Origin of the sequence: uncultured Erythrobacter sp. (assembly GCF_947499705.1) — a bacterium.
In the GTDB taxonomy this organism is placed as follows: domain Bacteria; phylum Pseudomonadota; class Alphaproteobacteria; order Sphingomonadales; family Sphingomonadaceae; genus Erythrobacter.
The window spans coordinates 2,540,442-2,555,096 of sequence record NZ_CANMPJ010000001.1; the positions used below are offsets into that span (position 1 = coordinate 2,540,442).

Below are 14,655 nucleotides of genomic sequence, written 5' to 3' on the forward strand. Positions count from 1 at the left end.
GGTTTATCCCTTGTGGTAATCTACGACTTCAAGAAGCCTGACCTTCGTTATGTTTTTGAGGTCTAGCGTTCCATCTTCGAGTTTTGGCAGTGGCTCGTTCGCAGGCTCAAAGACCAAGCGCCACTGGTCTTTGAGAACAACGGCGAACTGCCCTTGCCGATCTTCCTTTAGTTGATGACAGCGCGGTGGAGGCACACGCGGCACATCGGCAAGACATTCGACCTGACTTAGTAATGCAATACGCAGGCGCAGAGGCTTGGCTAACTGGCCATAAGTCTTTTGAAGCTGCTTTTCCTCCTCAAGCCGCTTCCGTAACTTTCGGTTGGCGAACTCGAGTTCCATGCCGTCATCCTTGGGTTACGTATCAGGTAATGATGAATGATGTATTACGCAAGAGGTAACGCGGAGTTGTCGGTCAGAAGTAGGCGCCTTGCAAACCGCAGTCATATGACCGAGACGACTATATGAGATTATCAGGCAGATGATTGAGGGGGATGAAATGGACGCTGATGACCTTCTCGTAGAGACCGTTCTGTCCGAGCCTCGACGGTTTATGGTGCCTCTTTACCAGCGGAAGTATCAGTGGGGCGATCCGAGGCTAGTGCCTTTCTGGGAGGACGTTGAAGCCAAAGCGGCAGAAGTGCTGGAGGGCACAAACAAGTTCCAGCACTACATGGGCGCGCTAATCCTCTCCCCGCTCACGGAAGGTACCCAGATTGCGGTAACGCCACGCGTTCAGGTTGTGGACGGCCAGCAAAGGCTCACGACATTCCAGTTGTTTCTAGCTGCGCTACGTGAAGTGGCACGTGTGAAGAAGGTCGATTATCTCATCGAGCAGGTCGACGGTTATCTGTTCAATCAGTTGAAGGCCAAAGACACCGAACCCCTCACCAAGTTCAAACTCACTCCCACGCCATCGGACCGAGACATCTTCATTACCCTGATGGAGAGTGATTATCCGACCGTTCAGAGCACGCTCGGCAAGTATTATTGGGGGAGCGGTGTTCCGAAGAACACCGCCTACCCTGCGCTTCGTGCCTACGACCTCTTCTACAAATGGATCACAGACTTCGTCGCCAACGGCCCTAGCGATTGGGAACCGGATACCGAAGATGGTGAAGAGGTTGAGGCGCTCGAAGAAGATGAAGAGCAGGAACTTGCCGAGCAGCGGCTAGAAGCACTTCTACGGGCGGTTCTAGAGCAGATGAAATTGGTCGTCATTACTCTCGGTGAAGGCGACGATGCGCAGGTGATTTTCGAGACGCTCAACTCAAAGGGCGAGCCGCTGCTCGCGATGGACCTTGTGCGCAACAACATCTTCCAGCGCGCCGAAAAGCAGTCCCTCGAAACCGAAAGCCTCTATAACAAGCTATGGGGTCCGTTCGATGCACCATGGTGGAAAGAGAACGCCCCTTTTGCTCGGCCCAAGCGCCCGCGCATCGATCACTTTCTTGCTCATGTTCTAGCTGCCGAAACTGGCGAGAGCATCGCTATGCGCGAACTCTACGCCGAATATCGGGCTTACGCCGTCCCGAAGGGCAAGCCGCGCTTTCCAGATGTTGAGGACGAACTCGGTGTTCTTCAACGCCACGCGCCAACCTATCAGACCCTTGAAGGTAAGGCAGAAACAAACCCGACGATGGAATGGTTGGGGCAAAAACTTGCTTCTTGGCAGGTCACAACAGTCTATCCCATTGCCTTCCAAATTGCGGCATCGAGCCTTGCGCAAGACGAGCAGGATGCCGTGGCTAACCTGCTCTACTCTTACCTCGTGCGACGAGCCGTGAGTGGACTGACGGGCAAGAACCTCAACAAGCTGTTCAACGCAATTGCGCAGCATTTCCATGAGAACGGTCCGTCATACGATAACTTGGTGACTTTCTTCCGCACGCGATCCGGCGAAAGTTCGCGCTTCCCGTCGAACAAAGAGTTCAAGCGTGCTCTAATTCTCAATCCTACCTACCAGTTTGCCCCGGGCGAGCGGACTAAGGACATCCTATGGGAACTCGAACTAGCGAGCAGGACCAAGTTCAGTGAAGCAACCGCACGCCCTAGCGGCCTTTGGACTGAACACATTCTGCCGCAATCTTGGAACGAAGGTTGGCCATTCGCCGAAGGTGAATATGCGGATCGCTACTCTGGCGATCCGCGAGCCGAGCGCCGAAACATACTACTACATTCACTCGGCAATTTGACGCTAATGACCAGTGGTTTGAATATCTCGTCAGGCAACAGTTCGTTCGCCGAAAAAGCGGCGAAATATGAAGAACACACGACGCTCTTTTTGAACAAGTGGTTTTCAGGTCGAGACAGTTGGAATGAAACGGACATTATCGAACGTGGCGAGTATCTTGCAGGTTTGGCATTAAAGCGCTGGGAGGGTTTGCCGGGAGATGACAACCCGGACAACGTCACTGCTAAGGCGCTTTCCACTGATCTAGTAGATAGCCAGCCTGCAATCACGAAGCCACAGGATAACATGCCGGAAACCGATAGTTGGCGCGATGTGCTTGTTTGGACGTTGCGCTCATTGGGAGGGAGAGCAACGCTTCCAGACATCTATGAACGGGCAGCGGAAGGGCGTAGAAAACTTGGCCTTGAGATCACTGCTGCACATGAGAACACTATTCGTGATTGCCTGCACAGACATTGCAGTGAGACAACGCGATTTGCAGGTCAGGAAGACTTGTTTTCGATGCCGGAAGGGAAAGGCGCTGGAGTTTGGTGTCTACGCGCTTGAACGAGACAAATCTCGCTAGACGGGCGTCTGTTCAGGATTACCATTCCAAGTTCCGAGGTGATTAATGGCCGTTGCAAAATCAATCTTCCAGCCCGTTGGGGGCGGTGAGCAACATGTGGCTAGGCTCAACGCTTTATTTGTCGAGGAGTGGATCACGGACTTGGTCGTCGCATCGGCGTTCTCAAACTCCGCAGGTGTCAGGGCAGTATCCGCAGCATTGGCAAAAGTAGCGAAAAGGACGAGAGCGTTTGTAGGCGTGCGCAATGGCTCAACGACTGCACAGGCGATGGCCAGCCTGTTGAAGCTAGGCGTGAAACTTTATGGCGTTGATACTGCAACCCGCAGCCGTATCTTTCACCCAAAACTCTTCCTCGCTTCTGGAGATGAGCGATCCCGAGCGATCATTGGAAGCGCGAACCTCACACATGCTGGTCTACACAACAACATCGAAGCCGGGGTTGATCTCGAACTGGATCATAACGTGGCGGCGGACAAAACCCTGCTTGAGAACTATCTAACTGGGTTTGAAGACCTAATTGATGGCCATCCAGAGCACTGCTTTGAGATCACGTCCGGGCGTCAAATCGTGGACTTGATGAGGCAAGGTCTGCTTGAGGATGAGCGCAATCCTAGAACACAGACGTCCTCTGGTGCGAGCAAGCAAACATCGGGACCAACAAAGCCACCAATCAAACTTCCGTTCACTGGCACGCCGAAGAAAAAGCGCCGGAAGATTGCCACGAGACAGGCGCTTCCGGCAGGCGCGGGAACGATTGCACCAGACCTAGAGTTGATTTGGGAAAGCAAACCTCTCAAGCGCCGTTCGTTGGGTATTCCAACTCGTCCTGGCTCCAACCCGACTGGCTCGACGACGTTGGGCACGGGCACCTTCCATGGGATCAACCGCGTCACCTACTTTAGAGATGATCTATTCGGACACCTTGATTGGACGCTGGAGGGGACAACGGAGACAGCATCACAAGGCGTCGATCTTGTGATTGCTGGGGTCCTTGTCGGCACATTCCAGATGACTTTTCGCCATAGCCTCACACGCGCTGCTGCCGAGGCGGCAGATCACAACTCGCCAACCAGCTTGAGTTGGAATGAGGCAAGATCACTTGTTGCAAGAGAGGACCTCTTGGACCGAACGATGCGGATTTGGCGATCCAGCAGTGATCGCACAAAAGTCCAAATCGAGATCGACTAGGCCGAAACAGCGTCGGAGGTCGTTCTTTGTCGGCGGTTTCGCAACTTCCGCCATCCCTCTAGCGCACTCGCCTGTTTGGCCTTCGATATTCCCAAAGCCCCCAACACCAACCCACCTTGTCGCTCTAGCGTCTCGTGAGTTGGCTTCGTGCGGATAGATTTATCGAGTTCGTTCAGATCGAGATTGGCGTGCATTGGCAGCGGTATCAAAAGTCGCTCGATTTCTGACGGTATCAATTCCAAGACACCGCCACCGTAATGCCGCCCTTCAAGTTCAGCACTCAACGCGGTTAGCGGATTAATGAAGCAGCCAACCAAGCGTTCACCGTCGCTCGCCTTTGTGCGGATGCGATAAGCGGTGTCGGTGGTGTAAGCCCCGATCTTGTTCAAGATGAGACGCGGAGTGTCATGGCAGCGTTTCAGCATACCGACTTCGGTCGAATACACCGAAGGCACTTTATACCATGGCGCTCTGATGCGGCACTTGTATCGAGTATGCAGGCTCTCCGCCTCGCCACTCTCGATGTATTGCTGTGCGCGTTTCGACATGGCTGATGGTGCATCATCGAACCAAAGGAAGTTCGTCGGATTGCCTTTTTGAGCGTTCGCAGCATGTTGCTTCTTATCGTAAATCACGCCGGGACAATGCTCGCTACGCCCGAACATCGGATGAGCATACTTGGCTAAATCATAATTCTCGACGGTTGAATTGGGCACGAGAAAGAACTTGTTCGCGCCCGTAACGATTCCAACATCTACTCTGGCAATATCGTCGAAGCGGTGAACGTTAGCGTGACCTTCAAGTTCATCGAAGAGATCACGCGTCTCTTGGTCCAATAAGGCTCTACTCCATTTGCCTTCGACCGTTTTCCCATTGATCGACTGTGGCTGCTCGAAGACATCTGACGGGGATCGTCTTAGGAACTCGCGCCCAGTAACACGGACGATACCAAGACCTTCTGCCGATTGCTGCGGACTAGCGCGCTTCTCGGCCATCAGGATGACGGCCCCTTGCAGAGTTCCATCAAACCAGAGTTCTTCGGGATCAACAATTACCAGACGCCTGCATTGCTCTCCTAGATAGCTGCGAAGTGATTTGGCGTGTGTCACATGGATGATCTCGGCGGGAACCACCATTGCCAAGCGCCCACCGGGACGAAGGATTGAGAGCGACGCAAGAATAAACGGAACCCACGCATTGGTGTGTTTCGTAAACTTGAGGCCAAGGTCATCAAAAATGGCCGCTGCCCGAGTTTGAAACTCCGGTGGCAGAAATTGGTATCGAACGAATGGGGGATTGCCGACTACAGCGTCGAAACGCTCACCACCTCTGTCCAAGTTGTCAATCGCCCAACCCAAAAAGTCTTCGGAGCGAATTGTCGCGTCGGACAAGTTCAGTTGATTTGCTCTGGCGGCTGACTTTCGTGCCTCTACCTCGTCAAGTTCAAAGCCCGTCAATGAGGCTTTCTGAAAACCGCCCACATCCGCCATGGCCTGAATGAATGCACCGTCGCCACAGCTCGGTTCGAGGACCTTGCTCGGATTGATCTCTCGGACCCAGCGCATAATGAAAGAAGCCAGGTCGAGTGGCGTGTAATAGCCGCCGCGCAGCTTTTGCGCTGTCTGCTCTTCCTTGAACTTCAAACCCAATCCCCTCGCAACCATCGGTTGCACTCTCTTGATCTTCATCCGACCCCTAGCGCCTTTTAGGAGACAAAGGAATCCTCACAGATCGCAAAGTGCCGCCTTTGTTCGACGATGACTAACGCCCAGATTTGCAACCCGTTGCAAATCTAGGTTTACAGCACTTTCGCAACGCTCTGATTTTATTGGGCCGATTTTGGCTCTAGTTTACACCAGTAACCCCAGAAAACTGTGCTTCCCGCGTGCTTGGGAAGCTGCTGCTCTACCATTGAGCTACACCCGCGAGGCAAGTCGGCCAATCGCTTGAGATCATCGCGATTGCAACCGGTTTATTCCGAAGCTTCGAGGTGCCTAGCCAGCACATCACGATCATACAGGCTTGCGCCTTCAAGCGCCTCAAGCTCAGTCTTGTTTGCAAAGGACCGCAGCCACTCGTGCAGCAGATTCGACGCCGATGAGGGAGCCAGTCCCTCTTCCGCTAGCCCGTTTTGAACGTCCCCCAGTGTGCGGGAGCGCCGTTCCAATGCCTCGCGCTGGTTTGCGTGATCGGGTTCGATCAAGCGCTCATGGATCAAAGCCAGTCGGTGACGCGCGCCTGCGAGCAGGAGCCGTGAAAGTCGTTGCCGATCCTGCGGTTGGTCGATGAGCCGCGCCCGAGCCTGGCCGACCATGACATCGACCACTTCAAGGTCCCTGCCTATGCTCCGACCGACCCGCTCCTGCGGCATGGACTTCCCGACCAGGCCAATCGCACGTGTGTAAGTGGCAAGCGAGGCGAGGACGTATTCATCGGGTTCTTCGCCTGCAAACTCTTCGACGATGATTGATCGAATGAACTTTTCGAGTTCGGCCGACTGCGGTGAACGGTCTACTTTGCCAGCTTCAGCCAGATCCGGAATGGGCACGGGATCAAAGGTGCCATTGCCCAGGCTTGCGCTGAAAAAGCTGTGCGTGATGTCAGCCGTTCCTGGTTGGCCGGAAACACCCGGGAACTGGAAGTGCGGATTGTCACGCCCGTTCACGTGGCATGAATGGCAGGAAAGCCCCGCTTTGGCAGCCTGACCGCCAAACAGAAACGGCGTTTTGAACAGCGAAGTTCCGACTTGCAGCTGGTCCTTCCAGTCCGCCGAACCAATCATTCCGGCGGGGTCGGGGAGTTGCTCCACCTGCCGTTCCAGATCTGCATCGAGCGTCGCGGGCTCGCTTACCAGAGCTTCCATCTTGCCGCTTTCGCTCAGCCACGCTTCTTCTCTAAGTTGCTCGCGATCTTGCGCGACCGCTACTGTCGCAACCGAAGCAAGACCCAGGAGCCAAAGCCCTAGCTTGTGCGGTTTGCGATCCAACTGCGCAGTTCCTCTGCTTCGTGACATCCGAAGGCACAAAGCTCGTCCAACCGGGCCAGGTGTGATCTGGCACCGTCGATGTCGCCGCGCTCGACCTTGAGCTCGCCATAATATTCCAGCGCTCCGAGGTGGTCGGGGGCGACACCCAATGCGCGCTGGTAGTAGGCTTCTGCCTTGTCAAACCGGCCAAGCTTGCGATTGGCAAAGCCTTGATAGGTGAGAACGTCCGGGTGTGGGCCGAACGCAATCCCGGCGTCTTTCAGGCTGATCAAAGCCAGTTCGTATTTGCCTTCGTTGATAAGACCAATGGCCTGACCATAACGAGCGTCGCCTTCAGCCACCTTGGTCAAGAGCGTCTCGGATGGACCGAAGCGGCTCAATTGCTTGCCGCCAAGCGCGCTTTCGACTTCGGCCACGATTGCATCGAGGCTGGCCTTTTCTTGGCAGTTTCCGGCACAAGCTGCCTGCTTTTGCTTGAGACCTGCGAGAACCGCATTCGCATCATCGGAGCGTTCAAGACTCATATAGACAATGGCAAGGTCGCGCTGAGCCGCGAGAAGGTCCGGCGCATACTTGACTGCTTTCTCAAGTGGCTTGCGCGCCTTCTTCGCGTCTCCGCCGCGCATATATGACACACCGAGCAGATAGTGGCTGTTGGGATCGCGCTTCGAAACCTTTGTGACCCGCCGGAAATGCTTTGCCGCAGTTTCGAACTGCTCCTGGTTCAATGCCTCAACGCCTTGGCGATACTCTTCTGCCGGATCGTATCGTGGTGCGCTCTGGCTTGGTGAGACGGAACCACCCCCTCCGCCGCCGCCCGCTGCGATCGCAGTAGTGCCCGAAGCCAGCAACACGGCTGTTGCCGCAAAGGCGGACAGGACTGGCTTGGTGCGGATAAGGTTGCGTGCGACGGACATGATCATTCCTCTCGGTAGCGTTCAGAATTGCAGACTTCGGCGACATCGCCTGATCTGAACTGCCGGTCCCCTGTGTCTGGGCCAGCGACTCAAAAACGTAATCAGACAGATGATAGCTCAAATTGCATTCGTGTTCGGCGGAGAAAGAGTTACACGAATTCGCTCGCTCGGCAACGGATGGGCCATATGCTGCCTGAAGTGGTCAATCAGATTGGTGAAGCGCATGACCACTTCGGACATGCGCTTCACCATGCCTTTCGACGCCGCCCTCTGATCGGCACGTCTGTGGTTATGAGCCGCCCCAACCGCTTAGGGTTTAGTTGGGCAGCCAGACCTTGCGAGCCTTCCATGCAGGCCACCACTTGCCCTTTCGACCGACCAGCCGCTCTGCGACGCCTCGCGCCAATATGCCGAGCAACAGTAAATGGCATCCCAACGCCGCAGGCGTGTATCTTCGATAAAGAAGGTATCGGCCGCTCATGACCAGGGAGAGTTCGTCGGATTCCGATTTGGAGCTCGCGCCGCCGATATGAACGTATCGCACGAATTGCGAAACGTAGGTCGAATACCCACAAAGCCGCGCTCTGACGCAAAAATCGACGTCTTCACCATACATGAAGAATTCTTCGTCGAACCCGCCAAGCCGCTCCCATATCTCGCGTTCAATGAGCATCAGGCAGCCGGCAATGGCAGGTACGGGCTCCACTCTTTTGCCGGGCCTCGGGTGAAAGCTGTCGGGCGAGAAGCGGCGGGTGAACGGGATCGTGCCAAGGCCAAATGCGAACTTTAGAGCATGGGGCAAATTGGGCTGCGAAAGAACGGGTATATGCCTGCCAGGTTCGCCCTTAGCGTTGCGCGAAATCCCGCCTATGATTGCTGGGCCGCCAAGACTTTCCCGGCATTCGAGCAGCGTGTCGACGCAGTTATCGTCCAGCCGCGTATCGGGGTTCAACAGCAGCAACAGATCGAATTGCTCCCCCTTCACGGCCTCATTGACCCCCCGAGCGAAACCGAGGTTTGTGGCGCTCCGGATCACCTTCGTTGTCGCAGGGTGCTGTTCTGCGAGGTCAGCGCTGTCATCCGAAGACGCGTTGTCGAGGATGACAACCCGCAGCCGGTGCGTAGACCGCAGGATGCTGTCCAGACACGCACCAATGTCTTGTGAGCTGTTGTACGTCACAATCACAACAAGGACATCGGACGGCATCGTTGCTCCCTCTGCGACCATTCGGTCTATTCCAGACCACGGATACCCTTAGCCGTCTTTTCGCCAATAGCCTCTGTTTTCACACCGCCGCTTGATCGTGGTCAATTTGCATTTGCGGTATCCGGCTTATGCGCGTTGCGCTCTCATGCTAAAGGTGTGCTTGTGGATGACCACCCTGCCCCGATATTCGGCCTTTCTTTCAGCTCCATGAGCGCGAAGGCGGTCGCTGCGCATATATTACAATCAGGCCAGCTGGATCGTCAGGCGTCCCAGGTACTTGTCACCCCCAATATCCAGCACGTTGCCGAGATGGGGAGATCGGAAGGGTTCAAGGAGGCCATGCACTCGGCTGATTTGGTCGTCTGCGATGGATTTCCGGTGGCAATTCTCGGGCGAGCGCGAGGTCTTTCGCGGCTGAGACGGGTGACAGGCCGGGAGGTCGTGCATCGCATTCTGTCGGACGAAAGAGCGCTCTTGAACCAACGCGTGTTCTTTATCGTCGATTCCAGTCAGACAAGAGACGGCCTGTATCAGTGGCGAACATCCCTCAACGTAGAGTGTGATATCAGCGTCGATGTTGCGCCCGCAAAATTTGCAAGCGGTTCACAATACGCGAAGCAGCTGATCGACAAGATATCAGCATTCAGGCCGTCCCTGGTGTTCGTGTGTTTGGGAGCGCCGGAGAGCGAAATCTTCGCCTCCCAGTGCAAGACGCAGTTGCATGGGTCCTGGATATTGTGCGTGGGCCAGTCGCTGCGGGTATTCGTTGGTCTGTCTCCCAAGCCCCCAGCCGTGGTCGAGCTGCTGTGTCTGGAGTGGCTGTGGCGCATCGGACACGAACCCGTCAGATTACTTCCGAGATATGCGTCGGCTTCGTGGCGGTTCCTTGGCTGCGTGGTGCGAGAGCTTCGGCAGTAGACCGCGCGGACTGAGAACCGCTCCCTCGGATGGTTTGGCCAACCAGAGCGAGCGTGAAGCACGTTCAGTGCCAATGCGATTGCCGTGCAGAGTGGTCATTCAGATAGGTGAAGCGTGCGCATGCGATTAGTATCGCCACCGTCATTGGATTCGCGCTTAGCGCACGCTAAAGCTGCGGACAGATTCGAATAGTTGAGAGGAATAATCATGCGTCAGGTCGATCACTTCCTAGTTGGCGGCTCAGGCGGGCCTGCTGCTCGCACGCACCAGATCTGGAACCCCTCGACCGGCGAAGTTCAGGCCGAGGTTCCGTTGGGCGATGCGGCGTTGCTGGAACAGGCAGTCGCCACAGCCAAGAAAGTCCAGCCCGCCTGGGCCGCAACCAACCCGCAGAAACGCGCCCGCGTGATGTTCCGCTTCAAGGAGCTGGTCGAGGCCAACATGCAGAGCCTCGCAGAATTGCTCAGCTCCGAGCATGGCAAGGTTGTCGATGACGCCAAGGGCGATGTGCAGCGCGGACTTGAAGTGATCGAATATGCTTGCGGGATTCCGCAAGTCATGAAGGGCGAATACACGCAAGGGGCAGGCCCCGGTATCGACGTCTATTCCACCCGCCAGCCGCTCGGCATCGGCGCGGGCATCACGCCGTTCAACTTCCCGGCGATGATCCCGATGTGGATGTTCGGCATGGCCTGCGCTGCGGGCAATGCCTTCATCCTGAAGCCATCCGAACGCGATCCCAGTGTTCCGGTGCGGCTCGCAGAGCTGTTCCTGGAAGCTGGAGCGCCAGAGGGCCTGCTGCAAGTGATCCACGGTGACAAGGAAATGGTCGATGCAATCCTCGACCACGCCGACATTCCGGCCATCAGCTTTGTCGGCTCATCCGACATCGCTCAGTACATTTATTCACGCGGGGCCGAAAACGGTAAGCGGGTGCAGGCGTTTGGCGGTGCGAAGAACCACGGTATCGTGATGCCGGACGCCGATCTCGACCAGGTGGTAAACGACCTCGCAGGTGCAGCCTTCGGTTCAGCCGGCGAGCGCTGCATGGCGCTGCCCGTGGTGGTCCCGGTCGGTGAGGACACGGCAGACCGGCTGCGCGAAAAGCTGATCCCAGCGATCAACGCGCTGCGCATCGGTGTCTCGACCGATCCAGACGCGCATTACGGCCCGGTGGTCACGCCCGAACACAAGACCCGGATCGAAGGCTGGATCGACACGGCCGAGCAGGAAGGCGCCGAGATCGTCGTCGATGGGCGCGGCTACACGCTTCAGGGGCACGAGAACGGATTCTTCGTCGGCCCGACACTGATCGACCGCGTAACCCCGACCATGAGCAGCTATCAGGAAGAAATCTTCGGACCGGTGCTCCAGATCGTGCGTGCCAACGACTTCGAGGACGCAGTACGGCTGCCAAGTGAGCACCAATACGGCAACGGCGTCGCAATCTTCACCCGCAATGGCCACGCCGCGCGCGAGTTCGCCAGCCGCGTGAATGTCGGCATGGTCGGCATCAATGTCCCCATCCCTGTGCCGGTCGCCTATCACTCTTTCGGAGGCTGGAAGCGTTCGGGCTTTGGCGACATCGACCAGTATGGCACGGAAGGCCTCGCGTTCTGGACCAAGAACAAGAAGGTCACCCAACGCTGGCCCGATGGCGGCGGAGACGGATCGAACGCGTTCGTGATCCCAACCTTCGGATAAGGGCGAAACCATGCTGCGCTGGCTGCTCACTGCACTTGCCCTGACACTCGGTGCGCAGCTCGCCGCGCAGGACAAACGCATCGCGCTCACCTTTGATGATACGCCGCGTCATGCGGGTGTGCTGTATTCCGAAGATGAGCGTGCGATCCGCATCATTGCAGCGCTCAGCGAAGCCGAGGTTGAGCAGGCGGCGTTCTTCCTCAATCCGGGCAAGCTGGCCGAGCGGCCCGGCGGCGAAGCGCGGATTGCGGCCTATGTCGCGGCGGGTCACGTGATCGCCAATCATACAAGCAACCATTCGCAACTGCGCGACACCGATGCGTCGGACTACATCGCCGATATCGATGCCGCGGCAAAGTGGCTCGACGTGCGCAAAGGCGCTCGCGCGTGGTTCCGTTTCCCCTATCTCGATGAAGGTGGCCGTGACAAAGCCAAGCGCGACGCGATCCGCGCTGCCTTGGCAGAGCGCGGACTGATCAACGGCTACGTCACCGTCGATGCCTCGGACTGGTTCTATGACGGCGCATTGAGCACAGCGACGCGCGCCGGAAAACCGGTTGATCTGGAGGCGTTGAAAGCGTTGTTCATCGAAAGCCACATCGAGGCCGTGCGTTACTACGACGCTTTGGCGCAAAGGGCACTGGGGCGCTCTCCTGCGCATGTCTTGCTGCTGCACGAAAGCGACCTTGTTGCGCTTGCCCTGCCCGATCTGGTTGCCGCGCTAAGAGCTGACGGCTGGACAATCATCACCGCCGATGATGCCTATGCCGATGCGCTGACGGATGAGCGCCCCGATGTCCCTTTCTCGCAGGGGACCATCACCGAAATGATCGCATGGGAGCGCGGCCTCCCTGCACCCCGCTGGTATGCTCGCAACGACACGAAGCTGGCGCAGGCAGAATTCGACGCAAGGGCAATCGGCAAAGCGTCCTCCGCGATCCCCGCGCGCTATCTTGGCGTGTGGGATTACGAGGGCGGCACCTGCGCCCCCGAAAGCGACTTGCGAATGGCGATCCGGCCGCGTGCAATCACCTTTTACGAAAGCGTCGGCAAGGCCACCGACGTCAGGCTGGATGGCGAGGATGTAATTGTCGATCTGGCAATGGATGGCGAAGGAGAGACTTGGGAGCAGTCGCTACGCCTGTCGCTGGTCGGCAACGGTAACGAGCAGCGATTGCACACATCGGATGCCAGCGAACCCAAGACAAAAGACGACCTTCCGCGAAAGCGCTGCCAATAACCGAACGCGACGCCACCAGCCATCGCGGTGGATGAACAATTGGCGCAATCAAACAATCGCGCGGCGCAGTCCATTGCTACGCCTTCAACTGTAACGGCTACAGGAGAGGGCCATGAAAAACGCAAAACGCGCGCAGCAACGACTGAAAGATCGCGGATATTCTCTGGCGGTAGATGGAGACTTTGGTCCCGTAAGCATGGCAACGCTGATGAGCTTCGTGGGTCAGAAGTCCAGCGTCAGCAGTCTGCGCAAGGATCTGGGCAAAGCCGCTCATGCTGAATTTCCCAAGGTCGATATCACCTCGCCGCTGCGGATCGCGCATGTGCTTGCCCAGCAATCGGTCGAGACAGGCGGGTTCTCCAAGATGACCGAGAGCATGAACTATTCGGTGCGCGGACTGCTGCTGGTGTTCTCGCGCAGCCGGATCAGCGAAGCCGATGCCAACCGGCTCGGTCGCAAGTCAGGCGAAGGCGCGTTGTCGGTGGAACGCCAGAGCGCCATTGCCAACATCCTCTATGGCGGCGACTGGGGCCGACGAAACCTCGGCAACACTGAGCCGGGTGATGGTTGGCGCTATCGCGGGCGCGGGATCAAGCAAACCACTGGCCGACACAATTACGGCGAGGTCAAAAAGGTCACCGGCATCGATGTGATCGCCGATCCTGAACTTTTGTCCAACCCGGCGACCGGTGTGCGTGCAGGCTGCATCTACTGGGACAGCCGGAAGTGCAACAAAATCGCCGACAAGGATGACATTGTCGCGCTTACCAAGAAGATCAACGGCGGAACCAATGGTCTGGATGATCGCCGAAAGGCACTGGCCCGGGCGAAGGAAATCGTGCTTTAACTTGGCGCTATGAGCACAAGACAACGCACGACATCAGGGTCACCTTTCGAAGCGGAGTTCGGCTTTTGCCGCGCGGTCAGAGATGGCGATCGCATTATCGTCGCCGGGACCGGCCCGGTTGAGCCCGATGGCTCGACCACGCCGGGCGGTGCTGCCGAGCAGGCGGAAAGGTGCTGCGCATTGATCGTCGCGGCCATCGAAGATTTGGGCGGTTCAGCGGACGACGTGGTGCGAACCCGCATGTTGCTCACCGATTTCAACGATCAGGAAGCCGTTGGTTCAGTCCATGCTCGCTATTTTGGAGACGCGAGACCGGCTGCGACAATGGCCGGGGTCGCGTGGCTGTGTCGCAAGGAATGGAAGGTCGAGATCGAAGCCGAAGCCCTGATCACCTGATAATCGCCAGGCGCGCTAAGCAACCACACGCAATCTCGGGCCATACAGACTTTCGATCACCAGCCTGTCCTCAACCCGGGCGATCAGCTGCGCGGCATCCGTCATGGCGTCGAGCTCCTCTGCCGAGATCAGAATTTGTGGTTCCTTGCCGTTCGCGCTGGTCAGAATGGCGGGCAATGGGAATTCATGGTCCGGATACGCCTCCGCGAAATCGTCGCGGTGGTGAAACACGACATCCATCGGCAACCTGCCAAGAAACGCCTTCCATTCGCCCCGCATCGACACCGCTCCGTAAGTAAGCGCGCATAAGGAACACGGATAAGTCTCTGGCCGGACCTGTTTGTGCACTGCATGCATCAGGGCATTAATGATGCCGCTATCGGCATTGTAGACGATCAAAAGGCGCGCGGGCTGCTGGGTCATATCAGGAGATACGCGCGGGCACTCTGTTTGGTTACGCGAATTGCAATCACCCTAGCAAAAATCCCCATCG

The 14,655-nt window shown here is 57.0% G+C and carries 13 protein-coding genes; 7 read left to right on the forward strand and 6 right to left on the reverse strand.

Translation table 11 applies throughout. The annotated features are described in order from the left end of the window. Positions 1-3: 3 nt before the first annotated feature. Complete coding sequence (locus tag Q0837_RS11885; RefSeq protein ID WP_298469289.1) at positions 4-342, reverse strand: type II toxin-antitoxin system RelE/ParE family toxin; 339 nt, start codon at positions 340-342, stop codon at positions 4-6. A 157-nt stretch (positions 343-499) separates the two neighbouring features. On the opposite strand from Q0837_RS11885, the gene Q0837_RS11890 reads away from it, so the two are divergent. Beyond that, positions 500-2,740, forward strand: coding sequence for a DUF262 domain-containing protein (locus tag Q0837_RS11890; RefSeq protein ID WP_298469292.1), 2,241 nt, complete (start codon positions 500-502; stop codon positions 2,738-2,740). Positions 2,741-2,804: 64 nt separating this feature from the next. Further along, positions 2,805-3,947, forward strand: coding sequence for a phospholipase D family protein (locus Q0837_RS11895; protein WP_298469295.1), 1,143 nt, complete (start codon positions 2,805-2,807; stop codon positions 3,945-3,947). Here the strand turns inward: Q0837_RS11895 and Q0837_RS11900 are convergent. The 4 genes from Q0837_RS11900 to Q0837_RS11915 form a co-directional block, all read right to left on the reverse strand. Further along, positions 3,944-5,635 (reverse strand): N-6 DNA methylase, encoded by a 1,692-nt coding sequence (locus tag Q0837_RS11900; RefSeq protein WP_298469299.1) that lies wholly within the window; start codon positions 5,633-5,635, stop codon positions 3,944-3,946. The genes Q0837_RS11895 and Q0837_RS11900 overlap by 4 nt on opposite strands. 284 nt (positions 5,636-5,919) lie before the next feature. Then, positions 5,920-6,933, reverse strand: a complete 1,014-nt coding sequence (locus tag Q0837_RS11905; protein ID WP_298469302.1) for a hypothetical protein — start codon at positions 6,931-6,933, stop codon at positions 5,920-5,922. Next, positions 6,909-7,850, reverse strand: a complete 942-nt coding sequence (locus Q0837_RS11910; protein ID WP_298469305.1) for a tetratricopeptide repeat protein — start codon at positions 7,848-7,850, stop codon at positions 6,909-6,911. The genes Q0837_RS11905 and Q0837_RS11910 overlap by 25 nt, the downstream gene beginning before the upstream one ends. A gap of 316 nt (positions 7,851-8,166) precedes the next feature. Then, positions 8,167-9,057, reverse strand: a complete 891-nt coding sequence (locus Q0837_RS11915; RefSeq protein WP_298469307.1) for a glycosyltransferase family 2 protein — start codon at positions 9,055-9,057, stop codon at positions 8,167-8,169. A gap of 162 nt (positions 9,058-9,219) precedes the next feature. Here Q0837_RS11915 and Q0837_RS11920 point away from each other — a divergent pair, with 162 nt between their 5' ends. From Q0837_RS11920 to Q0837_RS11940, 5 genes are all read left to right on the forward strand, one after another. Beyond that, the gene (locus tag Q0837_RS11920; RefSeq protein ID WP_298469309.1) at positions 9,220-9,975 is read left to right on the forward strand and encodes a WecB/TagA/CpsF family glycosyltransferase; all 756 of its coding nucleotides are present in this window, start codon (positions 9,220-9,222) and stop codon (positions 9,973-9,975) included. A gap of 207 nt (positions 9,976-10,182) precedes the next feature. Next, entirely contained in the window at positions 10,183-11,679 is a 1,497-nt protein-coding gene (locus Q0837_RS11925; protein ID WP_298469312.1) for a CoA-acylating methylmalonate-semialdehyde dehydrogenase, read from the forward strand. Positions 11,680-11,689: 10 nt separating this feature from the next. Then, complete coding sequence (locus Q0837_RS11930) at positions 11,690-12,919, forward strand: polysaccharide deacetylase family protein (RefSeq protein WP_298469315.1); 1,230 nt, start codon at positions 11,690-11,692, stop codon at positions 12,917-12,919. A 112-nt stretch (positions 12,920-13,031) separates the two neighbouring features. Next, positions 13,032-13,766, forward strand: a complete 735-nt coding sequence (locus Q0837_RS11935; RefSeq protein ID WP_298469318.1) for a glycoside hydrolase family 19 protein — start codon at positions 13,032-13,034, stop codon at positions 13,764-13,766. 9 nt (positions 13,767-13,775) lie between these two features. Then, positions 13,776-14,162 (forward strand): RidA family protein, encoded by a 387-nt coding sequence (locus tag Q0837_RS11940; protein ID WP_298469321.1) that lies wholly within the window; start codon positions 13,776-13,778, stop codon positions 14,160-14,162. 15 nt (positions 14,163-14,177) lie between these two features. Here Q0837_RS11940 and Q0837_RS11945 read toward each other — a convergent pair whose 3' ends face one another. Further along, on the reverse strand, positions 14,178-14,585 hold the full coding sequence (locus Q0837_RS11945; protein WP_298469324.1) for a hypothetical protein: 408 nt from the start codon (positions 14,583-14,585) through the stop codon (positions 14,178-14,180). Positions 14,586-14,655 lie beyond the last annotated feature (70 nt).